This is a genomic window from Niveibacterium sp. (assembly GCF_041909475.1).
GTDB lineage: Bacteria > Pseudomonadota > Gammaproteobacteria > Burkholderiales > Rhodocyclaceae > Niveibacterium.
Genome location: NZ_JAYRDJ010000004.1, coordinates 140,769 through 166,343 on the forward strand (window position 1 = coordinate 140,769; position 25,575 = coordinate 166,343).

General features: G+C 65.3%; 25 protein-coding genes. 13 read left to right on the forward strand and 12 right to left on the reverse strand.

Translation table 11 applies throughout. The annotated features are described in order from the left end of the window. Positions 1-10: 10 nt before the first annotated feature. Positions 11-757, reverse strand: a complete 747-nt coding sequence (gene gpmA, locus ACE3P0_RS05430; RefSeq protein ID WP_374400647.1) for a 2,3-diphosphoglycerate-dependent phosphoglycerate mutase — start codon at positions 755-757, stop codon at positions 11-13. 156 nt (positions 758-913) lie between these two features. On the opposite strand from gpmA, the gene ACE3P0_RS05435 reads away from it, so the two are divergent. From ACE3P0_RS05435 to ACE3P0_RS05455, 5 genes are all read left to right on the forward strand, one after another. Continuing rightward, entirely contained in the window at positions 914-1,324 is a 411-nt protein-coding gene (locus ACE3P0_RS05435) for a rhodanese-like domain-containing protein (RefSeq protein ID WP_374400649.1), read from the forward strand. Between the two features lie 8 nt (positions 1,325-1,332). After that, entirely contained in the window at positions 1,333-1,599 is a 267-nt protein-coding gene (gene grxC, locus ACE3P0_RS05440) for a glutaredoxin 3 (protein ID WP_374400651.1), read from the forward strand. A gap of 82 nt (positions 1,600-1,681) precedes the next feature. Beyond that, positions 1,682-2,140, forward strand: a complete 459-nt coding sequence (secB, locus tag ACE3P0_RS05445) for a protein-export chaperone SecB (protein WP_172203916.1) — start codon at positions 1,682-1,684, stop codon at positions 2,138-2,140. Between the two features lie 6 nt (positions 2,141-2,146). Beyond that, a complete protein-coding gene (locus tag ACE3P0_RS05450; protein WP_374400653.1) occupies positions 2,147-2,587 on the forward strand; it encodes an SH3 domain-containing protein in 441 nt (146 codons plus the stop codon). Between the two features lie 76 nt (positions 2,588-2,663). After that, entirely contained in the window at positions 2,664-3,650 is a 987-nt protein-coding gene (locus ACE3P0_RS05455; RefSeq protein ID WP_374400655.1) for an NAD(P)H-dependent glycerol-3-phosphate dehydrogenase, read from the forward strand. A gap of 9 nt (positions 3,651-3,659) precedes the next feature. Here ACE3P0_RS05455 and ACE3P0_RS05460 read toward each other — a convergent pair whose 3' ends face one another. Further along, positions 3,660-4,658 (reverse strand): LacI family DNA-binding transcriptional regulator, encoded by a 999-nt coding sequence (locus ACE3P0_RS05460; protein WP_374400657.1) that lies wholly within the window; start codon positions 4,656-4,658, stop codon positions 3,660-3,662. 237 nt (positions 4,659-4,895) lie between these two features. Between ACE3P0_RS05460 and ptsP the strand changes: the two genes are divergently transcribed. Genes ptsP through ACE3P0_RS05475 form a run of 3 tightly spaced genes read left to right on the forward strand, consistent with a single transcriptional unit; the run spans position 4,896 to position 10,138 of the window. Then, a complete protein-coding gene (gene ptsP / locus ACE3P0_RS05465; protein WP_374400659.1) occupies positions 4,896-7,379 on the forward strand; it encodes a phosphoenolpyruvate--protein phosphotransferase in 2,484 nt (827 codons plus the stop codon). An 8-nt stretch (positions 7,380-7,387) separates the two neighbouring features. After that, entirely contained in the window at positions 7,388-8,356 is a 969-nt protein-coding gene (pfkB, locus tag ACE3P0_RS05470) for a 1-phosphofructokinase (protein WP_374400661.1), read from the forward strand. 45 nt (positions 8,357-8,401) lie between these two features. Next, positions 8,402-10,138: a PTS fructose-like transporter subunit IIB gene (locus tag ACE3P0_RS05475; protein WP_374400663.1), complete on the forward strand. Its 1,737-nt coding sequence runs from the start codon at positions 8,402-8,404 to the stop codon at positions 10,136-10,138. A 428-nt stretch (positions 10,139-10,566) separates the two neighbouring features. Here ACE3P0_RS05475 and ACE3P0_RS05480 read toward each other — a convergent pair whose 3' ends face one another. From ACE3P0_RS05480 to ACE3P0_RS05495, 4 genes are all read right to left on the reverse strand, one after another. Beyond that, positions 10,567-11,154 carry a disulfide bond formation protein B gene (locus ACE3P0_RS05480; protein ID WP_374400665.1) on the reverse strand — a complete coding sequence of 196 codons (588 nt, stop codon included), beginning with the start codon at positions 11,152-11,154 and terminating at the stop codon, positions 10,567-10,569. A gap of 169 nt (positions 11,155-11,323) precedes the next feature. Continuing rightward, complete coding sequence (locus ACE3P0_RS05485) at positions 11,324-12,328, reverse strand: aldo/keto reductase (RefSeq protein WP_374400667.1); 1,005 nt, start codon at positions 12,326-12,328, stop codon at positions 11,324-11,326. A 56-nt stretch (positions 12,329-12,384) separates the two neighbouring features. Beyond that, positions 12,385-12,768 (reverse strand): tautomerase family protein, encoded by a 384-nt coding sequence (locus ACE3P0_RS05490; protein WP_374400669.1) that lies wholly within the window; start codon positions 12,766-12,768, stop codon positions 12,385-12,387. Positions 12,769-12,779: 11 nt separating this feature from the next. Continuing rightward, positions 12,780-13,397, reverse strand: a complete 618-nt coding sequence (locus ACE3P0_RS05495) for a TetR/AcrR family transcriptional regulator (protein WP_374400671.1) — start codon at positions 13,395-13,397, stop codon at positions 12,780-12,782. Positions 13,398-13,623: 226 nt separating this feature from the next. Here ACE3P0_RS05495 and ACE3P0_RS05500 point away from each other — a divergent pair, with 226 nt between their 5' ends. The 5 genes from ACE3P0_RS05500 to chrA all read left to right on the forward strand — a co-directional run bounded on the left by ACE3P0_RS05500 (position 13,624) and on the right by chrA (position 19,273). After that, positions 13,624-14,409 carry an SDR family NAD(P)-dependent oxidoreductase gene (locus ACE3P0_RS05500; protein ID WP_374400673.1) on the forward strand — a complete coding sequence of 262 codons (786 nt, stop codon included), beginning with the start codon at positions 13,624-13,626 and terminating at the stop codon, positions 14,407-14,409. Positions 14,410-14,512: 103 nt separating this feature from the next. After that, positions 14,513-15,325: an oxidoreductase gene (locus ACE3P0_RS05505; protein WP_374400675.1), complete on the forward strand. Its 813-nt coding sequence runs from the start codon at positions 14,513-14,515 to the stop codon at positions 15,323-15,325. Positions 15,326-15,396: 71 nt separating this feature from the next. Beyond that, positions 15,397-16,383 carry an MDR family oxidoreductase gene (locus ACE3P0_RS05510; protein WP_374400677.1) on the forward strand — a complete coding sequence of 329 codons (987 nt, stop codon included), beginning with the start codon at positions 15,397-15,399 and terminating at the stop codon, positions 16,381-16,383. Positions 16,384-16,495: 112 nt separating this feature from the next. Next, entirely contained in the window at positions 16,496-17,548 is a 1,053-nt protein-coding gene (locus tag ACE3P0_RS05515; protein WP_374400679.1) for an NADP-dependent oxidoreductase, read from the forward strand. Between the two features lie 381 nt (positions 17,549-17,929). Next, on the forward strand, positions 17,930-19,273 hold the full coding sequence (gene chrA / locus ACE3P0_RS05520; RefSeq protein ID WP_374400681.1) for a chromate efflux transporter: 1,344 nt from the start codon (positions 17,930-17,932) through the stop codon (positions 19,271-19,273). A gap of 13 nt (positions 19,274-19,286) precedes the next feature. Here the strand turns inward: chrA and ACE3P0_RS05525 are convergent, their stop codons facing one another. From ACE3P0_RS05525 to ACE3P0_RS05550, 6 genes are all read right to left on the reverse strand, one after another. Further along, positions 19,287-20,354: a calcium:proton antiporter gene (locus ACE3P0_RS05525; protein ID WP_374400683.1), complete on the reverse strand. Its 1,068-nt coding sequence runs from the start codon at positions 20,352-20,354 to the stop codon at positions 19,287-19,289. Between the two features lie 64 nt (positions 20,355-20,418). Continuing rightward, entirely contained in the window at positions 20,419-20,883 is a 465-nt protein-coding gene (locus tag ACE3P0_RS05530; RefSeq protein ID WP_374400684.1) for a tRNA (cytidine(34)-2'-O)-methyltransferase, read from the reverse strand. 3 nt (positions 20,884-20,886) lie between these two features. Continuing rightward, positions 20,887-21,363, reverse strand: coding sequence for a WbuC family cupin fold metalloprotein (locus ACE3P0_RS05535; RefSeq protein ID WP_374400686.1), 477 nt, complete (start codon positions 21,361-21,363; stop codon positions 20,887-20,889). A gap of 64 nt (positions 21,364-21,427) precedes the next feature. After that, entirely contained in the window at positions 21,428-22,090 is a 663-nt protein-coding gene (locus ACE3P0_RS05540) for a hypothetical protein (RefSeq protein WP_374400688.1), read from the reverse strand. A gap of 219 nt (positions 22,091-22,309) precedes the next feature. Continuing rightward, a complete protein-coding gene (locus tag ACE3P0_RS05545) occupies positions 22,310-23,734 on the reverse strand; it encodes an efflux transporter outer membrane subunit (protein WP_374400690.1) in 1,425 nt (474 codons plus the stop codon). Further along, positions 23,727-25,575: efflux RND transporter permease subunit (locus tag ACE3P0_RS05550; protein ID WP_374400692.1), on the reverse strand; the 1,849-nt coding region annotated here is incomplete at its 5' end. The genes ACE3P0_RS05550 and ACE3P0_RS05545, both read right to left, overlap by 8 nt.

The window sequence follows — 25,575 nt, forward strand, 5'->3', positions numbered from 1 at the left end:
CCAGCCGGTCTTACTTGGCCTTGCCTTGGTTCGCGACAGCCGCGGCGGCTGCAGCGATCACGTCCGGATCAGCCAGGTAGTAGTGCTTGATCGGCTTCAGATCGGCGTCGAGTTCATACACCAGCGGCTGGGCCGTCGGGATGTTCAGCTCGAGGATCTCGGCTTCCGACATGTTGTCGAGGTACTTGATCAGCGCACGCAGGCTGTTGCCGTGGGCGGCGATGATCACACGCTTGCCAGCCTTCACTTCCGGCGCGATGGTTTCGAGCCAGTACGGCACGAAACGGGCAACCGTGTCCTTCAGACACTCGGTGCGCGGGAACTCGGCGGCCGGCAGGTCGTGGTAGCGCGGGTCGTTGGTGTTCAGGCGAGCATCGCCTTCTTCCAGTGCAGGCGGCGGCACGTCGTACGAACGGCGCCAGATCTTGACCTGGTCGTCGCCGAACTTGGCTGCGGTTTCGCCCTTGTCGAGGCCTTGCAGCGCACCGTAGTGACGCTCATTCAGGCGCCACGAGTGCACCACCGGCAGCCACAGCTGGTCGATTTCTTCCAGCACGGTATTGAGCGTCTTGTTCGCGCGCTTGAGCACCGAAGTGAAGGCCAGATCAAACGAGTAGCCCTTTTCCTTCAGCAGCTTGCCGGCGGTCTTGGCTTCCTCGACACCCTTCGGGGTCAGGTCCACGTCGGTCCAGCCGGTGAAGCGGTTTTCGAGGTTCCAGGTGGACTCACCATGGCGCATCAGAACGATCTTGTACATACAGACTCCTGAAACACGTGTTTTTGCTAGGGGGACACATCAACCGCGCCCGGTCTGGAACGGATGCCCGTCAAAGGCGTCCTGCGCGAGATGGTGGTATTTTATCGGATTCGGCCACCGCACTTCCCGCTTTTAGGCCGCTTTCTGAGTTGGATCATGGAGTTCATCAAGCAAAACGTCTTCCTTGTCGTGATCACTGTCGTCTCTGGCGCCATGCTGATTGCCGAATTCATGCGTGGCCGCGGGGGCGCCAGCGGCGTCACGCCGGTCGAGGCCACACTTCTGATCAACCGTGAGAATGCGATCGTCGTGGATGTGCGCGAGGCGGACGAGTTCGCCAGCGGCCACCTGCCGAATGCGCGAAACATTCCGCTCGGCGAACTGGCAAAGCGCGCCGGCGAACTGGCGAAGTTCAAGAATAAGCCGATCATCTTGGTCTGCCAGAGCGGCGCCCGTTCCAACAGCGCGCTCGGCACGCTGAAGGCAGCAGGCATCGAGAAGGCCTACAACCTTTCTGGCGGCATCGCCCTGTGGCGCAAGGACAACCACCCGGTCGTCAAGGACTGAGGCACACCATGGCAAAAGTCGTGATGTACGCCACCGCTGTGTGCCCGTTCTGCGTGCGCGCCGAGCAGCTGTTGCGGCGCAAGGGCGTGAGCGAGATCGAAAAGATCCGCATCGACCTTGATCCCGCCCAGCGCGACCACATGATGGAGATCACTGGCCGGCGCACGGTGCCGCAGATCTTCATCGGTGAGCGGCATATCGGCGGCTGCGACGACTTGTATGCGCTGGATCACGCCGGCGAGCTGGAGCCCCTGCTTGCCAGCCCGGACGCATAAGCGCCGTCGGGCATAATCGGTTTTCGTTAGCGGGCCCCTCGCCTGCACTCCATTCACATCACCACACCAGGCAGTAACAAAAATGAGCGAACAAGCACAACCGGTCTTCTCGATCGAAAAACTCTACGTCAAGGATCTCTCGATCGAGGTGCCGAACGCGCCGCAGATCTTCCTCGAGCGCGAAGCGCCGCAGATCGCCGTCGAGTTGAACACCGCCGCCAACAAGGTTGACGACGGTTACTACAACGTCGTGGTGAATGTCACCGTCAAGGCCACCTCTGGCGAGAAGACGGTGTTCCTGGTTGAAGTCGCCCAGTGCGGCGTGTTCCAGATCCGCAACTTCGCCGAGGCCGACGTTCAGCCGGTGACGATGATCGGCTGCGCCAACATCCTCTTCCCGTACGCCCGTGAAGCCGTCTCCGACGCGATCACCCGCGCCGGCTTCCAGCCGATCCTGCTGGCCCCGGTGAACTTCGAAGCGCTGTACCAAGCCCGCCAGGAACAGCAGCAAGCCGCTGGCAGCGACGTGGTGATCCAGTAATCACGCATGCGCGCACTTGCAGCCTGGCTGTCCGCCGCCGCGATCGCCTTTCCGGGCGCCGCGGCGGCGCTTGAATTCCGTGCCGTGAACGAGGTGGCGGTGCTCTACGACGCACCCTCGAAGCAAGGCAAGAAGCTCTTCGTGATCCAGCGCGGTACGCCGGTCGAACTGATCGTCGGGCTGGATCAGTGGGCCAAGGTCCGTGACGCATCGGGTGGCATCGCATGGATCGAGCGTAAATCGCTCGCCAATGCCCGCACCGTGATCGTCACCGCGGCCACCGCCGACATCTACCAGCAGGCCGACGCCGCCAGCCCGGTGACTTTCCGCGCCGAGAAGGATGTCATCCTCGAGTTCGGCGAGAAGCTGAGTTCCGGCTGGGTCCGCGTCAAACATCGCGACGGCGCAAGCGGCTTCGCCCGCGCCCAGGATGTCTGGGGCGACTGATGCCCCCAGCGTGCGGCAGCGCCAGCGCGCTGCCTGCCACGCACTTTCCCGCCAACCAGCCTAGAGTGAAAGCACCATGAGCCGCATCGCCATCCTGGGTTCGGGCGCTTGGGGGACTGCACTGGCCCTCAGCTTTTCCGCGCGCCATTCGATCGCCTTATGGGGACGGGAAACCGACCTGCAGGCACAGCTACGCAGCACGCGCGAGAATCCGCTGCTACCCGGCGTCAAGCTGCCTGCCTCGGTCGACGTTGTCGATACGCTCGCCGATGCCTTCACCAATGCGGATCTGGTGCTGGTGGTCACGCCGACCGCCGGCCTGCGTTTCTGCCTGCGGTCCGTTGCCGAACTCGCACCGAGCCTGCCGGTCATCTGGGCCTGCAAGGGCCTCGAAGCGGGCACCGCCAAACTGCCGCACGACATCGCGGCCGAAGAACTCGGCGCCGCGCACCCGGTTGCGGTGCTGACTGGCCCCAGCTTCGCTCAGGAAGTCGCCGCCGGCCTGCCGGGCGCCGTGACGCTTGCCGGCAATTCACTGGCATTTGCCACGCACTGGGCGGCGCAACTGCATCACAACCGCTTGCGCATCTACGCTGCCGACGATGTAGTCGGCGCGGAAGTGTCGGGGGCGGTGAAGAACGTGCTGGCGATCGCGACCGGCATTTGCGACGGCATGGGCTTCGGGCTCAACGCCCGCGCAGCGCTGATCACGCGTGGCCTAGCCGAAATTACGCGCCTCGGCCTTGCACTGGGCGGCCGCCGCGAAACCTTCAGCGGCCTCGCCGGTGTCGGCGATCTGATCCTCACCTGCACCGGTGATCTGTCGCGCAACCGCCGCGTCGGCCTTGCGCTGGCGGAAGGCCGCAAGCTTGACGAAATCCTCAGCAGCCTCGGTCATGTCGCCGAAGGCGTGCCGACCGCGCGCGAAGTCGCTGCGCTGGCGCGCAAACTGGGTGTGGAAATGCCGATCACTGCTGCAGTCGATGCAGTCCTGCACGAGGGTCTGCCGCCCCGCGACGCAGTCGAACGCCTGCTCTCGCGCGACCCGAAGATCGAAGGCTGAACGGCGCGCTCAGACTGGCGGAGCCACGCGCTGCGCCGTTGAGCCACGAACAATCAAATCCCCGCGCAGCACCACGCGGCGCACCGCTTGCGACGGTTGCGCGATGCGCTGCAGCAGCAGCTCGATCGCTGCGTGACCAATATCGTAAGTAGGCTGCGCAATCACGGTGAAGCCCGGCTCCACCAACCGCACCCAGGGCAGATCGTCGAATCCGGCGACGGCAATGCGCTCGGGGCAAGGCACGCCCAACTCCCGCACCGCTTCCGCGATGCCCAGCAGCAGCAGACCGTTGCTCGCCATCAGGGCTTCTGGCGGCTGCCGCCCGGCCAGGAGTTCCAGCGCCGCATCGCGCGCGTCCACCACCGCGGGCCGCAAGGCCGAAGCCTGCGCGGCAAGTCCCGCACGCGCCATCGCGAGCGAGTAGCCCTCGTTACGCTGCTGGCCGGTCGCGCTGCCAGCGCCATACAGGAAACCGATGCGGCGGTAGCCGCGTTCGATCAGGTGTTCGGTCAGGCGGTAGGCGGCATCCACGTTGTCGAGCACCACCGCGTCGGCTTCGGTGCCGCGGTCGCAGCGGTCGACCAGCACCACCGGGAAGCTGTAATCGGCAGCGCGGAACTGCGACAGCAACTGCAGCGTCGGTGACAGGATCACGCCGCTGACGTTCTCGTTGTGCATCAACTCCAGATAGAAGGCTTCCTTCTCCGGGTCTTCATCGGCGTTGCACAGGATCACGCGCTGGCCGTGCTCATAGGCCATGTCTTCGACCGCGCGGCTGACCTCGGTGAAGAACGGGTTGCGGATGTCGGAGACGATCAGGCCGATCGTGTCGGTACGGCGTGAGCGCAAACGCCGCGCAGCGAGATCCGGGCGATAGTTCAACGCCTTGGCGGCCGCCTGGACACGCGCACGCGTTTCGTCGCTAACCCCGGGCAGCCCGGCAAGCACGCGAGAAACAGAGGCCACCGACACCCCAGCGTGCTTCGCCACATCAATGATCCGAGCCATGCCCCACCCCACCGCCTTGTAATCGATTACGTATTCATTCTGCCCCAAAACACCGAACAAGTGCGTTCTAGGGAGTAATTTTCTCGCAACGTCACACGCTCCGAACATCAACAACCCTTGCCACGCCTTGGCTTTGATCCCTGAACAGACAAGCGATAAACAAAAATCTTTGACACATCAAATGTAATCGATTACAAAGAGAGCATCCAATCTTGGCATGCACGCTCGGAGTAGGCGATGGAAACGATTACAAGCAAGTGCGTTTTGTTGAACGCTCAGGCACCCGACAAGACGGCGGCGATCCGCCTTGCGGGGCACCTTCTGGTTGAGGCTGGCTATATCGAACCCGGCTATGTCGACAGCCTGCTCAAACGCGAGCAAGTCGCAAACACGCTGCTCGGCGCCACCGTCGCGATCCCGCACGGCATGGTCGATGACCGCCACCTGATCCGCCGCACCGGCGTCGCGGTGGTGCAGATCCGCAAGGGTGTGAGCTGGAAGGACGGCGAACCGGCGCGCCTGATCGTCGCGATCGCTGCGCAGTCCGACGAACACATCGCGCTGCTGCGCCGCCTCACTCGCCTGATGCAGCGCCCCGAGAGCATCGAGATGCTGGTCGAGACCGATGATCCGGAACTGATCGTCAGCGCGCTGGCCGATGTGCCGGCAGCGCCGCCCTTCCCGGCCCCGGTCGCCCTGCCCTGGCCTGCGGATGCGGAAGCGACCTGGACGCTGGACTACCCGAACGGCCTGCACGCCCGCCCCGCCACGCGCTGGACCGAAGTCGCGAAGCGCTTCGTGAGCGAGATCCGCATCGTCAAGGGCCTTGAATTCGCCGATGCCAAAGCGCTCACCGGCCTGCTGTCGCTCGGCGCCACGCGCGGCGAGACCCTGAGCATTGCGGCACGCGGCAACGACGCTCGCCGCGCCGTCGATGCGATGCTGGAGGTGATGCAGACCTTGTCGTCGGAAGAACATGCCGACGCCGAACGCGCACGCCGCAATGCGATGGCCGCACGCCGCCAGGCGCCGGACTGGCTGCCCGAGCAAGCCTCGCAAACGCTGTACGGCCTTGGTGCAAGCCCGGGCCTCGCGATCGGCCGCCTGGTGCATCACGCGGCGCAACGCTTTGACATCGAAGACCAACCGGGCGATGTGATCGCCGACGGCGAAGCGCTCGAAGCCGCGGTGCTGAAGGTGCGCGATGCGCTCAGCGTGCTCGAAGCGGAAACCCGCAGCCGCTTGGGCGCCAGCGAAGCCGCGATCTTCGCCGCCCACCGCGAACTGCTGGGCGATGCCGAACTGCTGCGCGACGCGATGGTGCAAATCCTGCACGGCCACGGCCCGGCATGGGCTTGGCAGCATGTGATCAAGACGCGCGTCGAGAAGCTGCAAAGCCTCGCCGACCCGCTGCTCGCAGCGCGTGCCACCGACTTGCGCGACGTTGGCGAACGCGTGCTCGGTACGCTGCTGGGCGTGACGCGCCAGCGCTTGGTGCTGAACGCACCGAGCATCCTGGTCGCCGAAGACCTCACGCCGTCCGACACGCTGCAGCTCGACATGCGCTTCATCGTCGGCCTCGCGATCAGTGGTGGCGGACCGACCTCGCACACCGCAATTCTTGCCCGCACGCTGGGGCTGCCGGCCATCGTCGCGGCCGGCAGCGCACTGCTCGCAGCGCCCGAGGGCAGCCAGGCGGTGATCGACGGCAGCGTCGGCGCGGTCTATCTGAATGTCGCGCGTGCTGACGTCGATCGCGCCGAAGCGGTAGTTGCCGCCCAAGCGGCCGCACGCGCCGCACTGCGCGAAAGCCGCCACCAGCCGGCTGAAACGACGGACGGCCACCGTGTCGAGATCGCCGCCAACGTGGCGAACGCCAAGCAAGCCGCCGCGGCTATCGAGGCCGGTGCCGAAGGCGTCGGCCTGATGCGCACCGAGTTCCTCTTCCTCGAACGCGACACCGCGCCGGACGAAGATGAGCAGTACCGCATCTACCGCGAGATGACCGAAGTGATGGCCGGCCGCCCGCTGATCATCCGCACGCTGGACATCGGCGGCGACAAGCAGGTGCCCTACCTCAACCTGCCTGCCGAGGAAAACCCCTTCCTCGGCGTGCGTGGTGCCCGCCTGCTGCTGACGCGCCAGGACCTGCTCTATACCCAGCTGCGCGCGCTGTATCGCGCCGCCAAGCACGGCCCGATCAAGATCATGTTCCCGATGGTTACGCACACCGGCGAGATCGAAGCGCTGCGCACCCACTGCGCCCGCGCCCGTGCGCAGGTCGATGGCCCGGTGGTGCCGATCGGCATCATGGTGGAAGTGCCCGCCGTTGCCGTGATGGCTGACCGCTTCGCACCGCTGGTCGACTTCTTCTCGATCGGCACCAACGACCTGACGCAATACACGCTGGCGATCGACCGCCAGCACCCGGATCTGGCCGCGCAGGCCGACAGCCTGCACCCCGCGGTGCTGACACTGATCGCCAACACCGTGCGCGCCGCAAAGGCTTCCGGCACCTGGGTCGGCGTGTGTGGCGGCCTGGCGGGTGACCCGCTCGGGGCACGCATCCTGACTGGACTGGGCGTAGATGAGCTGTCGATGAGCGCGCAGGATGTGGCAGCGGTAAAGGCCGCACTGCGCAGCGAATCGTTCGCCGCAATGCAGACGCTGGCCGAGCGCGCCGTAGCCGCCACCACCCCTGAAGCGGTGCGCGCGCTATGAGCGAGACCATGACACCCCGCCGCCCCGTGGTGCTGACGCTGACGCTGAACCCCGCGCTGGATCACACGATCGCGGTGAGCGGCCTCAAGCTCGGCGAAGTGAATCGCGCGCTCAACATGCAGGCGGATGTCGGTGGCAAGGGCATCAACGTCGCCTCCTGCCTCGCCGACTTCGGCGTGCCGACGGCTGTCAGCGGCCTGCTCGGGCGCGACAACGCGGCGCAGTTCGAGGCCCTGTTTGCCGCAAAGCAGATCGACAACCGCTTTCACTACCTCGACGGCCTCACCCGCATCAACACCAAACTGGTGGATCGGGCGAGCGGCGATACGACCGACGTCAACATGCCTGGCCCCAGCCTTTCGGCAGAAGCCATCGCGCAGGCAACGGCACACTTCGAGGCCTGCCTCGACGCGCTGTTGCCGCAGGCGGGCTGGGTGGTGCTGGCGGGCAGCCTGCCGCCAGGCTGGCCGGCGGATATCTATGCACGCCTGATCAGCGCCGTGCGCCAGCGCGGCGGCCGAACGCTGCTCGATGCCAGCGGCGCGGCGCTGTCGGCCGCCATCGCGGCCGGCCCGGATATTGCGAAACCGAACCGTGACGAACTGGCTGAACTGGTCGGCCATGCGCTGCCGGACCTCGACGCCGTCGTCGCAGCCGGCCGCGAGTTGCTGGACAAGACACCGGCGCTGCGCACCCTGGTGGTGTCGATGGGCGGTGACGGCGCCCTCTTCATGAACCGCGACGAAGCCCTGCTGGCGCACCCGGCTGAGATCGAACCGCTCAGCACCGTCGGCGCGGGCGACGCCATGGTGGCCGGCATTCTTGCCGCCACGCTGGAACGCGCAAGCCTGAGGCGCGCCGCACAACTCGCAACCGCTTTCTCGGCATCCAAGCTCGCACGGCTGGGCCCGCACCTGCCGGCGCCCGACGAAGTGCGCGCGCTCGCCGAACGCATTCGCATCACCGCAGTGGCCTGAACCCGACACGCAGTACACACAGCACACCAAAAGAGGAGATCCACCATGGCACGTATCGTCGCCGTGACCGCCTGCCCCACCGGCATCGCGCACACCTTCATGGCCGCCGAGGCGCTTGAACAAGCCGCCGCGCGGCTGGGCCACACGATCCGCGTTGAAACGCAGGGCTCGGTTGGCACCCGCAACGCCTTGAGCGACGCTGACATCGCAGCGGCCGATCTGGTCATCATCGCCGCCGACACGCAGGTCGACAAAACCCGTTTCGGCGCCAAGCGCATCGTCGAAGGCCCCACCGCACCGGCGATCCGCGATGCCGACAGCGTGATCCGCCAGGCACTTTCCGGCGCCGCGCCGGCCGCCGTGCCGAGCGCCGCGCCGCGCAACCCGGCGATGCCGCAGATCGTGGCGATCACCTCCTGCCCCACCGGCATCGCGCACACCTTCATGGCCGCCGAAGGCCTGGAAGGTGGCGCCAAGACCGTGGGCCGCACGATCAAGGTCGAAACCCAGGGCTCGGTCGGTGCGCAGAACGCGCTGACGGCCGAGGAAATCGCGAATGCCGAGATCGTCGTGATCGCCGCCGACACCAAGGTCGACAAGACCCGCTTTGCCGGCAAGCGCATCTACGAAACCAACACCAAGGCCGCGATCAACGACGGCGCCGCACTGATCCGCACCGCGTTGACCGAAGCGCGCGTCGCGGCGGCGAGCGACATGGCCGACAAGGTGAAGGATGTGAAGGCGCAGCAATCCGCAGCCCGCACCGGTGCCTACAAGCACTTGATGACCGGCGTGTCCTTCATGATCCCCTTCGTCGTTGCGGGTGGCCTGCTGATCGCGCTCGGCTTCGCGCTCGGGGGCATCTATGTCTATGACGACGCGCACAAGGGCACGCTGGGTTGGACGCTGTTCACAATCGGCGCGAAGAGCGGCTTTGCGCTGATGGTGCCGATCCTCGCCGGCTACATCGCACACTCGATCGCAGATCGCCCCGGCCTCGCACCCGGCATGATCGGCGGCATGATCGCCGCGTCGATCGGATCGGGCTTCCTCGGCGGTATCGCCGCGGGCTTCCTCGCCGGCTACACGGTGAAGTTCCTCAACGACAAGATCCAGCTCGGGCGCAACCTCGACGGCCTCAAGCCGGTGCTGATCCTGCCGCTGCTAGGCACCACCATCGTCGGCCTGCTCATGTACTACGTGGTCGGCGAACCGGTCGCTGCAGTGCTCGGTGCGATCACTGCCTGGCTCAAGGGCCTGCAGGGTTCGAGCGCCGTATTCCTCGGCCTGCTGCTCGGCTCGATGATGGCCTTCGACATGGGCGGCCCGATCAACAAGGCCGCCTACGCGTTCGCCACCGGCCTGCTCGGCAGCGACGTGTTCGCGCCGATGGCCGCCGTGATGGCCGCCGGCATGACGCCGCCGCTGGGTATTGCGCTGGCGACGATGCTGTTCAAGAACCGCTTCTCGGAAGACGAACGCGAAGCCGGCAAGGCCACCGCGGTGCTGGGCATCTCTTTCATCACCGAAGGCGCGATCCCCTTTGCGGCGAAAGACCCGCTGCGCGTGATCCCGGCCTTGATGGCCGGCTCCGCCACCGCCGGCGCACTGTCGATGGTGCTGGGCTGCACGCTGCGCGTGCCGCACGGTGGCGTATTCGTGCTGCCAATCCCGAATGCGGTCGGCAACCTCGGCGGCTACCTCATCGCGCTGGTCGCCGGCACGGTGGTCACGGCGCTGGCGCTCTATGCGCTGAAGAAACCGGTCGAAGCGGCCGCCTGACAGAAGCGCGTACCCAAGCAAACGCCCACCGGCCCAAACCGGTGGGCGTTTTTCTTGGACAAAGAAGTCTGTCCTGCTGCGGGCCCTGCCCGCTTGCCTGCGATTGCCGCGGGGTCGAATGTCCCCGCCCAAGCCTGCGGCTGGATCGCCAGTTTTCGGCGCCCCATTTGGACGCCGCATGGGTGAGAGCCGGCCAGAACCTGCCTGCGGCATTCAAGGGCTCGACGACTGGATCAAGCGAGTTGCAGACATTTGCCAACGGCACGCGAAGGGCAGTAACCGCCCCAATCAGTCATTCAAGGATCCCGAGCTTGAGCAGCCGTATGCCCAACGAAACCGGCCCCTCGATGGTTCAAACGTTGTTCGCCGAAACGCTTGAGACGACCAGTCGGGGTTCCTCCCGTCGCGCGGAGAATACCCGCCACGTATCAACGGATGTCAGCGCCGTGAGCAAGTGCCGTCCCTGCTGACGACGACGCTGGCCCTTCATGTCGATACGTGATCGGTTTCTTGAGCGTAACCATCAGGAGAATGAGGGCGACTGCGACAACGATGAAGAGCGCGAGACTCCAGAATTCGTAGGGCACCCCAAACAGACGAACGGCGGCATCGGCGCAGCTGGCACGCGGCGCCATCACGTCGGGAAACAGGCGACCTACGCCCAAGCCCGAAATGAGCTTCTCGGCGAGACTGACACTGCACGAATTGGATTCTCCGGCCCCGAAATGCTGCCAAAGTGCCGCGGCGGCCCCTGAAACCGAGAACGACAGCGCCACGGCACACATACCCAGGCGCAACAGCCGACCCCGCCCGACAGCCGCCAATCCGCACACGAGGGCGACCATCAGAAAGAGCGCTCTTTGCAGCACGCACCACGGGCAAGGTCGCATGCCAAAGAAATGCTGAGACACCAGGGCGGCCGCGACCGCAGCAACACATAGCAGCGCAATGAAGAGAAACGCCCACCTGGCGTTCGCCGCAATGAACCTCACCCCATCAGAGGACACCTTCATCATCCCGCACCCGTGTCATCTCGTTGTATCGCCACGGTCAGTTTGCGCAACGGCTGCCCCGAGACACCAAGCCTCTGCATGGATGCCCCCAACCGACCGATGTGATCCCACCGATCGCGGTGCGCGCCATGAAAAGGGGCGCCGTCATCGACGGCGCCCCTAGCCAAAGTGCTCAGGCCACGACCCGAGCGCGATCTGCTGCCCATGGGATCACAGCCCTCGGGGGGGCGGAGGTCACCAGGCTGCTCGCAGCATCCAGGCGATTGAGTTGCTCCGCTGTGAGTTCGACCGTCAGCGCGCCGAGGTTGTCGCTGAGCTGTGGCAACGAGCGTGGCCCGATGATCGGCACGGCCCCGTGCGACCCGGCCCACGCAATCGCGACCTGCCCCGCGCTGACGCCCAACTCGCCAGCAATGGCGAGCACCGTATCCAGGATCCGCGTGCGCTGCGCTGAATTCTCGGGCTGGAATACTCGTCCGCCGAAACCTTCTGCGCGCCCCTTTTCACCTTGCCGGTACTTGCCGGTCAGCATGCCGCCGCCCAGGGGCGACCACGTCACGATGCCAAGACCGAGCGCGAGCGATGCGGGGAACAGATCGGCCTCGGGCTCGCGGCGGACCAGGCTGTGCTCGAACTGCGCCGCCGCGATCGGGACTGCGTGCGTCAGTTCGGCCAGTGTGACCGCACGGGCAAGACGCCAGGCAGGGAAGTTCGACAGGCCGGCATACAGGATCTTGCCGGCGCGGGCCAGGTCCTCGAATCCACGGACGATCTCTTCGAGGGGTGTGACGCTATCGGGGTGGTGCGCCCAGTAAATGTCGATACGGTCTGTCTTGAGCCGCTTGAGGCTGGCCTCCACGGACGCGACCAAGGCCTTGCGGCTGTTGCCCGTCACCAGGCGGTTGGCGTTGGGCGCGGCGCCATTGGAGAACTTGGTCGCCAGCACGAAGTCCTCGCGCCGGCCTTGCAGCAGCTTGCCGAGCAGCTCCTCGGACTGGCCAAACTGGTACGCGTCCGCGGTGTCGATGAAATTGCCGCCCGCTTCGGCGTAGGCGTTGAAAACTGCCTCGGCGGCATCGGGGTCGGCGCCATAGCCCCAGCCAGTTCCGAAGTTGCCGGTGCCCAATGCGACTTGCGACACGCGCAGGCCGATCTTACCAAAGACTGTGTATTTCATGCTTCATTCCGTTGACTGAGATATTCGTGCCATGACTCAGGATCACGCGCGGAGCATCAGCTCTCGTATTGGGCCACTCCACCGCCGAACGACCAGTTCTCTTTCTTGACCTCGACCAGATTGATGAATACATCGTCCGGCCGAACCCCCGCCTCTCGGTTGAGTCCCTCCGCAATCGTCTTGTAGAGAAGTTTCTTCTGCTCCGTCGTGCGTCCTTCATTGAGCGTGATCTGGATAAACACCACGCCATCGGTCCGATTGATTCCCAGATACGCAGGGTCATAGACGAAGTGATCATCGTCGTGCTCCGCCAGGACCTGAAAGTTGTCTTTGTCGGGGACGTTGATCGCGGCTTTCATTGACTCAAAAACCACCTTGCCCAGCCTTTTGACATAGGAGGCGTCAGGGTTCTTCTTGATGTCGATACGAACGAGGGGCATCTACTTCTCCTTCACGGCTGCTCGAGGGTTTGGCCGAGCTGTGCATCTGTGGCCGGCGTCGTCAGCGAGGCGAGGATCCGGTCGCGGCATACCGCGAGGATTTCGTCGGCCAGCGGTGAGTCGTCCGGGCAGGCGCGCGAGATGACGACTGCGCCCACCGCCTGCGCCAGGATGGCGAGATGCTGGATCCGCGTCGCGCCGGCGTCTGCGTCTGCAGCGTCCGGCAAGGCGGACGCGGGATTCAGCGTCGCCAGCAGGCGCTCGATGCCGGCCGCAAAAGCAGCCCGAACCATTTCCGGTTGACGCGCTGCGTCCCCGCTCAGGGCCGCGATGGTGCAACCGCTGGCGCGGCCATCGCGGTGCTCGCGCGAGAGATAGCGCTGCACGAATTCCGGAATGTCCGCCCCGGTCGACAGCGCGGCGTTCTGGGCGATGCCGCACGCGGCGGACTCCGCGATCAGATCGGTCTTGGAGCCAAAGTTCTTGTAGAAGCCGCCGTGGGTGAGGCCGGCGGCGGCCATCAGATCAGCAACGCCGACGCCGTCGTAACCGCGCTCCCGAAACAGGGTGGCGGCCGTTTCAACGACGCGCGCCCGGTTCGCCTGTGCCTGTGCCTTGGTGACCTTCATTTCTGTTCCACAGTGAGTTGATGGCTGCTTGCGGATTTCACTATACATAGATGACGACCATAATCAAAGTCTTGACTTGTTAGATTATGATCGTCATCATTGATTCCGTACTCAACGGCGTGACGCGTGCCCATCGAATCGTCATGGCACCTCCGGCCCGCAAGCCCGCGGGGCGTGCGCCCGGCGAACGGGCCGACCGAAACGACTCATGCAAGGGAAAGTAACCATGAACAAGCTTCCGACTGTCCTCATTACCGGCGCCTCCAGCGGCATCGGCGCAACCTACGCCGAGCGCTTCGCCCATCGCGGCCATGACCTCGTGCTCGTCGCACGCGACAAGACACGTCTGCACGCCCTGGCAGCGCGCCTGCGCGAAAACAGTGGGGTGACCATCGATGTGCTGCCGGCCGATCTGACCCAGCCTGCCGATCTCGCCGCGCTCGAAACCCGCCTGCGCGATGACGCCAGCATCGGCATCCTGATCAACAACGCCGGCATGGCTCAGTCGGGCAGCTTCGGGCAACAGACCGCAGCGCAGATCGAGAACCTCATCGCACTCAACACCACGGCGCCGACGCGGCTCGCAGCCGCGGTCGCACCGCGTTTCACGCAATCCGGTCGCGGCGCGATCGTCAATATCGGCTCGGTCGTAGGCTTTGCACCCGAGTTTGGCGCCACGATCTACGGCGCAACCAAGGCCTTCGTGCTGTTCCTGTCACAGGGCCTGCATCTGGAGCTATCGCCCTCGGGCGTCTATGTGCAGGCAGTCTTGCCGGCCGCAACCCGCACGGAAATCTGGGAACGCGCCGGCGTTGACGTCAACACCCTGCCCGAAGTGATGGAGGTGGGCGAACTGGTCGACGCCGCGCTGGTCGGCTTCGACCGACGTGAGTTGGTCACGATCCCGCCGCTGCACGTCGCCGAACGCTGGGATGCGCTGGAAGGCGCGCGCCAGGGCTTGCTTGCGGATGTTCGCCAGGCCCATGCGGCAGAACGCTACCGCCGCCCGTAAGCATCGAGCGTCCCACATCCACAACCCCGTTCGCCCGTCGCACGCCACGGCCTACCCCACAGGCGTCGAGCAGCGGTTTTCAAGAATATTCAGGAGTTTCCCCATGACAAAAAACAAACGCGTCGCCCTCGTAACCGGCGCTTCATCTGGCATCGGCGAGGCCACCGCCAACAAGCTCGCTGCAGCGGGCTACAAGGTCTATGGCACCAGCCGGCGCGGTGCCCAGGCGGGCCAGCGCGCATTTCCGATGCTGGCGCTGGACGTGATGGACGACGCATCGGTTCAAGCCGCGGTCGATGAACTGCTACGGCTGGAGGGGCGCATCGACCTGTTGGTTAACAACGCGGGCTTCGGTCTTGGCCCGGCCGCAGCGGAAGAAAGCTCGATCGCGCAGGTACGCGCGCTGTTCGAGACGAATGTGCTCGGCGTGGTCAGGGTGAGCAACGCGGTTTTGCCCATCATGCGCAGGCAAGGCAGTGGCCGAATCCTGAACGTGGGCTCCGGCCTGGGGATCATCCCGGCGCCTTTCAACGCCCATTACTCGGCAAGCAAGCACGCCATCGAGGGCTACTCCGAATCGCTCGATCACGAAGTGCGCGGATTCGGCGTGCGCGTCGCCGTCATTCAACCGGGTGTGACGCGGACTGCATTTGACGCCAGCGTCGCCCCTTCCGATCAACCGCTGGCCGCCTACGATGCGAGCCGCCGCAAATACCTGACGGCCTACGAGCGCGCGATGTCCGCCGCAGATAGCGCCGAGAGCGTTGCGGAAACCATCGTGATGGCCGCCAACGACAAGAAACCGCGCCTGCGCTATCCATCCGGCAAGGTGGCGCGCCAGGGCGCCTTCGCTCGACGTTTTCTTCCTCGCGGCTTCTTCGACAAGGTGCTCCACAAGCAATTTGGTCTGGGCTAAGGCATGCCACGGAATCCACTGAACACCGGTATCCGCATGTCCAAGACACCCCCAACGCAGGAGAAACAAGCATGAGCTTCAAGGCGCTTCTGGCCAGCAAGGCCGGTGAAACAATTTCCACGACCCTGGTCGACTTCGACGAAGCCGATCTGATGCCAGGCGATATCACTGTCGCGATCGACTACTCGACGGTGAATTACAAGGACGCGCTAGCCCTGAGCGGCCGCGCACCGGTGATCCGCCAGTTTCCACTGATCCCCGGCATCGATTTTTCGGGCGTCGTCGAGCGCTCGTCGCACCCCGGCTTTGCGGTAGGCGACCGCGTGCTTGCCAATGGCTGGGGTCTGAGCCAGACGCACCACGGCGGGTTTGCGCAGAAAGCGCGCGTCAGCGGCGACTGGCTGGTCAAAGTGCCCGATGCGCTTTCGACACGCGACGCCATGGCGATCGGCACGGCGGGCTACACCGCGATGTTGTCGGTGCTCGCACTGGAGCATGCCGGGATCACGCCGGACAAGGGCGATGTCCTGGTCACCGGCGCCGGCGGCGGTGCGGGCTCCATCGCAATCGCATTGCTATCCAAACTGGGCTATCGGGTGATCGCTTCGACTGGGCGCCTGGATGAAGCGGATTACCTGCGCGAACTGGGCGCGGCCGAGGTCATCGATCGCCGTACGCTGTCCGAGCCGGGCGCGCCGATCGCCAAGGAACGCTGGGCCGGCGCCATCGATTCAGTGGGCAGCCATACCCTGGCCAACGTGATCGCGCAAACCCGTTATCGCGGCGCGGTGGCGGCTTTCGGGCTCGCCCAGGGCACGGACCTGCCCGCCTCGGTGCTGCCCTTCATTCTGCGCAACGTCACGCTGGCCGGCATCGACTCGGTCAACGCGCCGCAGGACGTGCGCTTGCAGGCATGGGCACGTCTGGCGCGCGATCTGGAACCGGGCAAGCTCGCACACGCCACTCAGATCGTGCCGCTGGCCGAGGTGCCAAGCCTTGTCGGCCCTGTGCTGCAGGGCCTGGTGCGTGGTCGCACCGTCGTGGACGTCAACGCATGACGGCCCAATCCGGAGGGCGAATGTCACCCGGTTTCGGCCGGGATGGCGAAGCAGTTTTGCCGGGAGCCCATTCCCGGCTCCCTCTCGATCATTCGGCTGTCATGCCCGGCAATTGCAGGCCGCGCAGCGTGGGCGGCCCGACCTACATTGGAATGAGAACACCATGAAAGCACTTACCTTCAAACGCTACGGCAAGTCGCCCGAGATCGGCTTCGCTGATATTCCCCGCCCCACCTTGAAGCCTGACGAACTGCTGGTCGAAGTTCACGCTGCGGGCTTGAACCCGATCGACAACATGATCCCAACGGGCATGTTCAAACCGGTCTTGAAGCTCCAGCTGCCGGCCACGATGGGCAGCGACCTCGCTGGCGTGGTGATCGACGTCGGCAGCCGGGTGACGCGTTTCAAGAAGGGCGATGCCGTTTTTGCCAGCCTCTTCGATCTTGGCACCGGCTCCCTCGCCGAATTCGCCGTGGTACCGGAGCGTGCCGCGGCGCTGAAGCCGGAAAACCTCGACTTCGTGCAGGCTGCTTCGGTTCCGATGGTCGGGCTGACCTCATGGCAGGCGCTGCGCGAGCGCGCGAAAGTGCAGAAGGGGCAGAAGGTGTTCATCCCCGCCGGGGCCGGCGGGATTGGCACTTTCGCGATCCAGTTGGCAAAGCACTTTGGCGCAAAGGTCGGCACCACGACCAGCACCGGCAATGTGCAACTGGTCAGCAGCCTGGGTGCGGACGAGGTGATCGACTACAAGAAACAGCAGTTCGAGAAATTGCTGCGTGGCTATGACGTCGTACTCGGCACGCTGAGAGGTGACGAGATCGAGAAATCGATCGACATTCTCAGGCCCGGGGGCAAGATCGTTTCGCTGACCGGGCCGTTGGATGCCGCGTTTGCCAAGGCTCGCGGCCTGAACTTCGTCCTGAAATTTGTGTTCGGCCTGATGAGTCGCAAGATCATGCGGCTCGCTGCCAAGCGGGATGTCTCCTACTCGTTCCTCTTCGTTCGCCCCGACGGCGCGCAATTGTCCGAAATTGGCGCCTTGCTCCGGTCGGCGCATATCCGGCCGGTCATCGACAGAGTGTTTCCGTTTGCCCAGGCCAAAGAGGCGCTCGAATATCTTGCGCAAGGGCGCGCCAAGGGTAAGGTCGTCGTCCAGCTCAAATGAGGTCTCCCGACAGGGCTGAATCGGAAGGCCTTCGTCAGGGCTGGTTGGTTTGGCTCGGCCTGGAACGATGGCGGGACGGGCGACTGCGCATGGGTAGCCAGTCGCCGGCCCCTCTCAAGCTGCGAGCCGTTTTGGCCGAGTTGCACACAGGGGGGTCGAGCCGATTGAACCGCCAACGAGTCATTGCTCAACCTCCGCGACCGGATACGCAGCGTGATTCATTAACGGCCAACGGCACCCATGCAGCGGAAGATCACGACGGGTTTCGATTCACCGCCACAGACGTCGTTCTTCCCACCCAGCGTCTTGTCATTTGTTGAGGATAATCTCGTCTCGCGATCCGGGTCGCTTCGAACCTGGACGGTCAATGAGCCCCCCGACATGTCACAACCCGCACCCGCCACGCCAACGGCCGTCAGCTTCCGCGAGGCCTTCCTGTTCTGGCTGAAGCTCGGTTTCATCAGTTTCGGCGGCCCAGCCGGGCAGATCGCGATCATGCATCAGGAGTTAGTGGAGCGCCGACGCTGGATCTCGGAACGCCGCCTCCTGCATGCGCTGAACTACTGCATGGTGCTGCCCGGGCCTGAGGCGCAGCAGCTGGCCACCTACATCGGCTGGCTGATGCATCGCAGCTGGGGTGGCATCGTGGCGGGCGCGCTGTTCGTGCTGCCTTCGCTGCTGATCCTGATCGCGCTGTCGTGGGTGTATATCGCCTTCGGCAACGTGCCGCTGGTGGCCGGCTTGTTCTACGGCATCAAACCGGCGGTGACCGCGATCGTGCTGCAGGCCGCCCACCGCATCGGTTCGCGGGCGCTGAAGAACCGCACTCTGTGGGCGATTGCGGCGGCTTCCTTCATCGCGATCTTCGCGCTGAACCTGCCCTTCCCCGCCATCGTTGCGGCGGCGGCGCTGGTCGGTTACCTCGGAGGCCGCTTCGCGCCCGACACCTTCAAGACCGGCGGCGGACACGGGAAAGCCGACGCATCCTTCGGCCCCGCGCTGATCGACGACGACACGCCCACGCCGGCGCATGCGCGCTTCCGCTGGTCGTGGCTGCTGGTGATCGCGGCGGCGGGCGCGGCGCTGTGGCTGATCCCGATCGGCCTGCTGACGCTGCACTACGGCTGGCAACACGATCTGACGCAGATGGGCTGGTTCTTCACCAAGGCCGCGCTGCTGACTTTCGGCGGCGCGTATGCCGTGCTGCCCTATGTTTATCAGGGTGCCGTTACCCACTATGGCTGGCTGACACCGACGCAGATGATCGACGGCCTTGCGCTGGGTGAAACCACGCCGGGGCCGCTGATCATGGTGGTGGCTTTCGTCGGCTTCGTCGGTGGTTATGTGAAGGCGGTGTTCGGGCCGGAGCACCTCTTCCTTGCCGGCGCGGCGGCCGCGGCGCTGGTGACCTGGTTCACCTTCCTGCCGTCTTTCCTGTTCATCCTCGCGGGCGGGCCACTGGTCGAGGCGACCCACAACGACCTGAAGTTCACCGCACCGCTCACCGCCATCACCGCCGCGGTCGTCGGCGTGATCCTGAACCTGGCGCTGTTCTTCGGCTACCACGTGCTATGGCCGGCGGGGTTCTCGGGCCGATTTGACGCAACATCAGCGGCGATCGCAGCGGCAGCGGCGCTTGCGCTGTTCCACTTCAAGCGCAACGTGATGCATGTGATCGGCGCCTGCGCTCTGGTGGGTCTGCTGATCCGGCTGCTGGCCGGCTGACGGGATCAAAGGATCAGGGCACCAGCGACAGGAACAGGAAGGCCGCGAAGATCACCAGGTGCACCGCGCCCTGCATCAGATTCGTGCGGCCGGTGCCCAGCGTGATCGTGCTGACAAGGCAGGCGAGGCCGAGCAAGACAAGATCCTTCGGGTCGAGCCCGAGCACCAGCGGCAAATCGAACAGCAACGCCGCCAGCACGACAACCGGAATCGTCAGGCCGATGCTGGCGAGCGCCGAGCCCAGCGCGAGGTTCATGCTGGTCTGCAGCCGGTTTGCCATCGCCGCACGCAGCGCAGCCGTGGTTTCGGGCAGCAGCACCAGCATCGCGATCGCGATGCCGATCACCGACTGCGGTGCGCCGGCTGCGGCGACCGCGGCCTCGATCTGCGGCGACAGCATCTTGGCCAGCCCCACCACCGTCACCAGCGATACGAACAGCAGGCCGAAGCTAGCCCACGTCGCCGCGAGGCTGGGTGGCGCCGCGTGCGTATCGGCATCGTCCGCCCCGACCTGCGGCAGGAAGTAGTCGCGGTGGCGCACCGTCTGCACGAACACGAACACCGCCCACAGCGCGAGCGACGCCACTGCGGTGAACAGCAGTTGCGGGGTCGAGTAGTGCGCCACCGGCGCCGAGGTGGTGAAGATCGGTAGCACCAGCACCATGACGGCCATCGTCACCAGCGCCGCCAGCGCCGGCCCTGCCCCCTCGGTGCGGAAGGACTGTTCGCGGTGCCGCAGCGCGCCTGCCAGCAGGCAGCCACCAATCACGCCAGTGCAGATGATCATAACCGTGGCGTATACCGAGTCACGCGCCAGCGCGGCTTTCTCCGGCCCGCCGGCGAGCATCATCGACACGATCAGCGCGACTTCGATCACCGTGATCGCCAACGCCAGCACCAGCGTGCCGAAAGGCTCGCCGACGCGATGCGCGACCACCTCGGCGTGGTGCACCGCGGCCACCACGACCGCCATCAACGCCACCGCGCAGGCGATCGTGAGCGTGGCGCCGAGCGGCAATTTGAGCGCAGCCCCCAGCAGGGCAAGCGCCACCAAGGGAACCAGCACCGGCCAGTGACGCATGGCAGCGATCCTTTCAAAACCCGGTTGAGCGAGGCGTCATTCTGCCTGTTGGCGCGGCGAGATGTCAGATGCCAGCGGCAAAGCCATGTTGTCGCCACGCTTCATAAGCAACCAGCGCGACGGTGTTGGAGAGGTTGATACTGCGGTTGCCCGGCAGCATCGGCACCCGCAGGCAATGCTCGGCATCGAATTCGTCGCGGATCGCCTGCGGCAGCCCGGCTGTTTCGCAGCCAAACACCAGCACGTCGTCCGGCGTGTAGCGCACCGTGTCGTAGCGCACCGTGCCGCGCGAGGTCAGCGCGAAGAAACGCTTGCCGGCGAGTGCCACACGGCAGGCGGCCCAGTCACGGTGCACCGTGACATGCGCAAGGTCGTGGTAATCCAGGCCGGCACGCTTGAGCTGCTTGTCGGAAAGATCGAAGCCGAGCGGTTCCACCAGGTGCAGGCGTGCGCCGACGTTGGCGCTGAGCCGGATCGCGTTGCCGGTGTTGGGCGGAATTTCGGGGTGAACCAGAACGATATCGAGCATGGCTCAATCCAGCCGACTACGCAGCGCAGCGATGAAGGCGGCCGCAGCCGGGTCGCCCTCGGCCGGCGCCCAGGGCGCGAAGTCACCCGGCGAGAACGGCACATAGGGCCCGCCCTTCACTTCGAGGAACACGGTGCCGGGCTCAAGCGCGACGAGCGAATGCCACACCCCCAGGGGCACATGCAGACCGAAGGCGTCCCCTGCCGCAGAGAGACGCGCTGCGCGGATCACCGCGCCATCGTCATCGAACTCGAACACGCCGACGCTGCCGCGCACGACGAGCAGGGTTTCTTCCTTGCCGGCATCCAGATGGCGGTGCGGCCGCACATAGCTGTTCGGCTCCATCGCGTTGAAGAAGCGTTGTGCCGGCGCTTCGGACGATGTGTGCAGGTTGAGATTCTTGCGCCGGCGCGGTAGCTGCCGCGCCTCATCCAGCGCGGGCGCCAGCAGGGCTGAATCGAGCAATACGGAACGGGTCATGCGAAAGAACTCCTGAAACGACAACGGGCGCCCTAAGGCGCCCGCCCCGACTGCAATATCGCGATCAGAAACCGATCGTGAGACCGATGTTGGCAACCGGGTAATACTGAAAGCGCTTCAGGTCATCAGCCAGCTTGGCCTGTTCGGCGGCTACGTCGCTCTGCAGTTGCGAGCACGCCGGCGTACCGACGATTGCGCTGCCGCAGTTGGCGCTCAGCTCGGCCTTGGGCGTGCCCTGGAACACCACGCCGAGGTCGAAGTAGAAGTTCACGCCAGCGGTGGCGACGTTGCCGTAACCGATGCCCAGGTAAGGCGCCACCTTGTTGCCAACCTTGACGGTACCGTTCAGCGTGCCGACCGCGGCAGCCGGATAGGTGTTGCCGTTGATCGTGTAGCTGCTGCCAGTCGGCGTGCCGGTGACGTCAACCTTGTTGTCGTTGAGGATCAGGCCGCCGGTAATGCGGAACGGGCCGAGCGGGCTCCAGTCCAGCAGGAAGCTGCCGTTCGACAGCTTGAGCTTGCCGTCGTACTTCACATCGGTCACTTCAACGTTGTTGCTGTAGTTCAGATAGGAGTAGCCAACCCGGGCGAGCAGCGTCGGCGCAACGCTGAAGCCAATGTCGCCACCGATGCCAGTGGTGCCGGCGCGCACGCCCACGCCGACGGCCTGGGCCTGGCTGGCTGCTGTGATGGCGGCAATGGCGAGTGCGATGCGAAGCGCTTTCATGCTGGGGATCCTCCCGAATTTGAGTGGCGCGATTATCCGCGCAGCGCAGCGCGACGCAAAGCCTTACAAATCGCTGCGTCGCGGCAACACAACGTCAGCACGGTTCAGACGCGAACGAAATGCGGGGGAGCGCAGCGCCCCGGTGCAGGCCTGGCGCGGCGGCGCAGACCGTACACGTCGTACGGCGAGCGGTCGCAACACGGTCAGCCGAGGCACTTCTTACCCGGCAGGTTTAGCCTGCGCGTCGATCCGCCGGTCCATCCACGCGCCACCCAGCGCGCGGTAGAGCTCAAGTGACGCGCCGAGCACCGCGCTTTGCGTGGCAATGCGGTTCAGGTCGGCCGAGAACAGGGCGCGGTCTGCGTCGATCACTTCGAGGTAGCTGGTATAGCCGTTCTCGTAACGCAGCTTGGCCAGCTCGGCGTAACGCGTCAGCGCCTCGACCTGGCGTGTGGACGCAGCAAGCTGCTCGCGCAACTTCACGCGCGCCACCAGCGCATCGTCGACTTCGCGGAAGGCGTTCTGAACCGTCTTCTGGTATTGCGCCACCACCGCCTCGCGCGTGGCCCGCGCGCTGTCGACACTGGCTCCGATGCGGCCGGCATCGAAGATCGGCTGCGTCAGGCCCGCAACACCGCTCCACACCTGGCTGCCATCATTGAACAGCGCGGAAAGGTCGCCGCTCGCGACGCCGAACAGGCCGGTCAGGCTGATGCTCGGGAACCACGCAAGGCGTGCCGCATCGACGCGCGCATCGGCCGCAGCAAGCTGCGCCTCGGCCGAGCGGATATCCGGCCGGCGCGCCAGCAATTGCGAAGGCAGCCCCGCAGGCACATCGGGGTCGCGCAGGTCGGCGAGCGCCTTGCCGCGCTCGATCGGCCCCGGGTTGCGCCCCAGCAGCACCGACAGCGCGTTCTCGGCCTTGCCGATCGCCGACTCGATCTGCGGCACGGCAGACACCGCCTGCTCGTATTCCGAGCGCACCTGTGCCAGCTCCACCTCCGAGATCACGCCACCATCAAAGCGAAGCTGGAACAGATCGAGGCTGGTCTTGCGCAGCGCCAGCGTGTTGCGTGAGATTTCGAGCTGGCTGTCAAGCTGGCGCAGCGTGAAGTAGCCCTGCGCGACCGACGCGGCGAGCGATAGCCACACGCCACGCTGTACTTCCCGCTGCGCGAGCAGATCGGCGCGGGCAGCGTCGGTGGCGCGGGCAAGCTTGCCCCACAGGTCGATTTCCCAAGTGAGGTTGAGCCCAACCGAGAAGGCGTTGGCCGGCTTGGGCGGGAAGTCGCCGCCCTTGCCGCGCGTGGCCTGAGCACCCAGCCCGAACTGCGGAAATCGCTCCGCGCTGCTTGCCGTCACGCGGGCACGATAGTTCTCGACGTTGGCGGCGGCGATGCGCACATCGGGGTTGGCAGCGAAGGCCAGATCCATCAGCTGGTTGAGGGTCGGGTCGTCGAAGGCCGTCCAGAAATCGTGCGCCAGTTCAGCATCCACATCGAGCGTCGAGGGCGCCGGGTTCTCGCTGCGCCAACGTTCATAAACCTGCAACGAGGGCTTGGTCTCGCTGTGGAAGAGCGCGCAACCGCCCAGCAGCGATGCCAGGGCGAGGCTCATCACGGAGCGCTGGAAGGTCTTACTCATGATGCGCCTCCGCCGACACGGCCTTCTTGCCGCCGAGCTTCTCGGCCAGCGTTTGCACCATCACGAAGAACAGCGGTACGAAGAACAGCGCCAGCGTCGTCGCGCCGATCATGCCGCCGATCAGGCCGGTGCCGATCGAGTGCCGTGAGTTCGCGCCTGCGCCACTCGCAATCGCCAACGGCACCGCGCCGGCGATGAAGGCCATCGAGGTCATCACGATCGGCCGCAACCGCAATCGCGCCGCCTCCACCGCGGCCTCGACGATCGGCAGCCCTTCCTCGCGCTTGAGCACCGCGAACTCGACGATCAGGATCGCGTTCTTGGCCGCCAGCCCCACCAGCGTGACCAAGCCGACCTGGAAGTAGATGTCGTTCTCCAGACCCCGCAGGAAGATGGCCACCAGCGCACCGAAGATGCCGAAGGGCACGGCGGTGATGACCGAGAACGGCAACCCCCAGGATTCGTACTGCGCGGCGAGGATCAGGAACACCATGACGATGCCGAACGCGAACACGATCGCGGTCGTGCCGCCGGCCTGCTTCTCCTCATAGGCCAGACCGGACCACGCGAACGAGAAACCTTCCGGCAAGGTCTCGGCCGCCACCTCTTCCATCGCCTGGATCGCCTGCCCCGAGCTGAAGCCCGCGGCCGCATTACCCGTGACCTTGGCAGCCGAAAAACCGTTGAAGCGGCTGATCAGTTCGGCGCCGGTGGTGAAGTGGGTCGTCGTCACCGCCGACAGCGGCAGCATCTTGCCACCGGACTGCCGCACGTAGATGTTCTGCAGGTCGTCCGGTGATTCGCGGTACTTCGGCTCCGCCTGCAGGATCACCTGGAACACGCGCGAGAAGGCGTTGTACTGGCTCACGTAGAGCGAGCCGAACAGCGTCTGCATCGCGGCATACACATCCTGCACCGGCACGCCCAGCGTCTCGGCGCGGTTGCGGTCCACCTCCACCTTCAATTGCCGCGACGAGGCGTTCACCAGCGTCGTCATGTCAGCCAGCTCGGGCCGCTTCTTCGCCGCCGCAACGAAGGCCTTGGTCACCCGGTCGACTTCCGCGTAGTTCGCGCCGCCCTTGCTCTGGATCCAGAACTCGAAGCCGCCTGAACTGCCGAGGCCAGGAATCGGCGGCGGCATCAGCGGCACCACCACGCCATCCTGGATAGCCGCACTCGCCTTTCGCACCTGGAACACCGCCGCCTTGGCCGACGCCCGCAGCCCGCCACCGCGCTCTTCGAAAGGCTTCATCTCGACGAAGACGATGCCGGCACTCGACTTCATCTGGTTGTCGATCATGCTGAAGCCGGGGATCGACGAGGTGTTGCGCACCGAGGGCAGCTTGGCAAAGTCCCGCGCAACCTGTTCGGTGGTCTTCTGCGTGCGATCGAGGCTGGCGGCATCCGGCAGGATCGTGGCGGCCAGCACATAGCCCTGATCCTCCATCGGCACGAAGGAGCCGGGAATGTGTTTGAAGAGGCCGAGAATGGCGCCGACCATCACGACAAATACCAGCATCGCCAGCGACACCCGCTTGATCGTCAGCTGCACCCCGGCCGCGTAGCGTGCGGTCATGCGCTCGAACACCCGGTTGAACCAGCGGAAGAAGCGGTTCGGCTCGCCATGCAGCGGCTTGAGCATCAGCGCCGCCATCGCCGGCGTCAGCGTCAGCGCCACGAAGCCTGACAGCGCCACAGAGATCACGATGGTGATCGCGAACTGCTTGTAGAGCAGGCCGGTGGTGCCGCTGATGAAGGCCACCGGAATGAACACCGCCGAGAGCACCAGCACGATCGCGATGACGGGGCCGGTGACCTCGTCCATCGCCTTGAACGCGGCG